This window comes from Okeania hirsuta, from assembly GCF_003838195.1.
GTDB lineage: Bacteria > Cyanobacteriota > Cyanobacteriia > Cyanobacteriales > Microcoleaceae > Okeania > Okeania hirsuta.
Genome location: NZ_RCBY01000470.1, coordinates 1 through 2,729, shown reverse-complemented (window position 1 = coordinate 2,729; position 2,729 = coordinate 1). Strand labels below are relative to the sequence as shown.

Below are 2,729 nucleotides of genomic sequence, written 5' to 3'. Positions count from 1 at the left end.
CTTCTTCCTTCTTCCTTACCTTTGCTATACAAGACCGATGCTACCGGACATGATATGATTTGTCTTCACCTTTCCTTCGACTGCTATAACTAAAAATAAAGGTAGTCTTGCATAGTAATGGTATACAAAAACAATGAATACTTGGCACGGGAGCAAGATGTTCCCACTGTCATGCTTTCTAACAAAAATAATGACAATGCACGACCATTACGATGCACAACTACCCAATTCACTTGCAAATAAAAAGTCGCTCTACAAGGGCGAGACTTCAAACCCACTTTTTCGGTGAAATAGAAAGCTAAACAAATTATCTCAAGAAAAGAGGGAACAGGGATAAATAATTGACAATTTATAGATAATAATTGCTTTAATTTTTGATTTTTGGAGATGTCTAATATATCAATTATTAATTTACAGCACTTTGCAGATTATTAGGTACAATGCTCAAAGCAATAAGTCAGTCTAGTAGTAGACTATTTTATCTTAAATGTTGCAATAGATGTAGGTTTGGTTGAGGGACGATCTTCGTAGCTTATCCGTAGGATCAACCCAACAACAATCTTTCTCCCCTACTCCCTACTCCCTACTCCCTTATTTATTTATTTATTCTAATGAAATCAGAAGATTTAAAGCAGTTATTAACAGCAATTTCTACAGGAGATGTAACTCCAGAGTCAGCTTTAGAAAAGCTCAAGAATTTTGACTTTGAAAATGTCGAAAATTTTGCCAAAATTGACCACCATAGAAATATCAGAACAGGTTTTCCTGAAGTCATCTGGGGACCAGGAAAAAAACCAGAACAAATTGTGAAAATCATGGAGGTAATGAGGAAAAATAATCCTGTAGTAATGGCAACAAGAATTGAACCAGAAATTTATGAAGAGTTGCAGGACAAAATTCCTGGTCTTTATTATTATCGAGATGCAAAAATCTGTGCAATTATTTCTGATTTTCCTACTCCAAAACATCAAGGTATTATTACAATTGTCAGTGCTGGTACTGCTGATTTAAAAGTAGGAGAAGAAGCAGCAGTTACAGCTACTCTTTGTGGTTTTTCTGTAAAGCGACTTTGGGATGTAGGGGTAGCAGGAATACATCGTTTATTAAGCAATAAACATTTAATTGCAGAAGCAGATGTACTAATTGTAGTAGCAGGAATGGAAGGTGCTTTGCCTAGTGTAGTTGCAGGTCTAGCAGATTGTCCTGTTATTGCAGTACCTACAAGTGTAGGTTATGGAGCTAATTTTGATGGTTTAGCTCCACTATTAACAATGTTAAATTCTTGTGCACCAGGAATAGGTGTTGTGAATATTGATAATGGTTTTGGAGCGGCTATTTTAGCAGGACAAATTATTAGGACAGGAGAGAAATTGGTTAACAGGAGAAGTCAGGAGTCAGGAGTCAGGAGTCAGGAGGGAACAAGAAGAAGTTTTAAGGTATAATATTATATATCTTTGAATATTCACAATAAAAAATTTAGGGAATAAGGAACAGGGAACAAGGAGAAATTTATCAGAGAAAACATTTTTATTATGGTTAATTAATGAGACTTGATATCAGGAGAAAAAAGTTTTTTTGTCGCTAATTATCAGGACATTACATTATATCATGTCCGGTTGAACAGTTATAAATAAACGACGAAGGAGTCAGGAGACAGGAGACAGGAGACAGGAGGGTAGAAAGAATGAAGAAGGAGAAAGTTTTTTTATCACTAATTATCCGGACATGATATTACACCACTTTAAAAAAAAGAATGTTATGAATAATAAGTGTGATTAAAAAACACGTCCAAGAAATATCTCTTTGACAAAAAAGATAATTTACGACATCAAAAATGGTATTCAACTTATTAATTCTGACTCCTGACTCCTGACTCCTGACTCCTGAGTTATGCTAAATCAAATAAAAGAATTTCTGCATCTGACTTAGCTGTAATATAAACATCATTAATTTCGCTTAAAGCAGCACCATCACCTGCTTTTAAAGATAAATCATTAAGGTCTATTTCCCCACGAGCAACTTGAACCCATCCGTAACGTTCAGCATCAAAAGAATAAGAAAAGCGATCGCCCTGTTTCAAAACACCTGCAAATAAATCCACATCCTGATTAATTTTTAGTGCCCCATTTCTACCATCTTTCGCAACTATTAAATTTAATTTACCAGAGTTTTTTTCTATATCAAAATAACCTTGACTATATGTTGGTTTTAAACCTCTATAATTTGGTAGTAACCAAATTTGTAAAAAGTGAACCTCCTCAGATTTTGAGTAGTTATATTCACTGTGCATAATTCCTGTACCCGTACTCATGTGTTGTACTTCTCCAGGATAAAGTACAGCACCATTTCCTGTACTATCTTGATGTTCTAATGCTCCTTCTAAAACATAAGTAATAATTTCCATATCTCGATGTCCATGAGTTCCGAAACCATTACTAGGAGAAACTCTATCTTCATTAATTACTCTCAGAGAGCGAAACCCCATATATTCGCGGTCAAAATAGTTAGCAAAAGAAAATGTATGATGAGTATCTAGCCAACCATAATTTGCGTGCCCTCTTGCTTCAGCTTTTCGTATAGAAATCATTCTTACTACCTCCGAAAAATTTGATTTTTTTGTGAAAATTAAACTTTAATTACTAATATTAATTTTGACTAATAAAAAAAATTAATAATATCATGTCCGTTTATATCGTTTGTGTAAACCCAAGGGTGAATATCTACAGGAA

Annotated in this window: 2 protein-coding genes; one reads left to right on the top strand and one right to left on the bottom strand. The window is 34.3% G+C overall.

Going from position 1 to position 2,729, the window contains the following annotated elements; all coding sequences use genetic code 11:
- Positions 1–611 precede the first annotated feature (611 nt).
- Complete coding sequence (gene larB, locus D5R40_RS31905) at positions 612–1,442, top strand: nickel pincer cofactor biosynthesis protein LarB (RefSeq protein ID WP_124146943.1); 831 nt, start codon at positions 612–614, stop codon at positions 1,440–1,442.
- Positions 1,443–1,888: 446 nt separating this feature from the next.
- Here the strand turns inward: larB and D5R40_RS31900 are convergent, their stop codons facing one another.
- Entirely contained in the window at positions 1,889–2,587 is a 699-nt protein-coding gene (locus D5R40_RS31900; protein WP_124146942.1) for a pirin family protein, read from the bottom strand.
- Between the last annotated feature and the right edge of the window lie 142 nt (positions 2,588–2,729).

Excerpts from the sequence above, each read along its gene's own strand:
- D5R40_RS31900 (WP_124146942.1), bottom strand. The coding sequence starts at position 2,587 with ATGATTTCTATACGAAAAGCTGAAGCAAGAGGGCACGCAAATTATGGT.
- larB (WP_124146943.1), top strand. The coding sequence starts at position 612 with ATGAAATCAGAAGATTTAAAGCAGTTATTAACAGCAATTTCTACAGGA.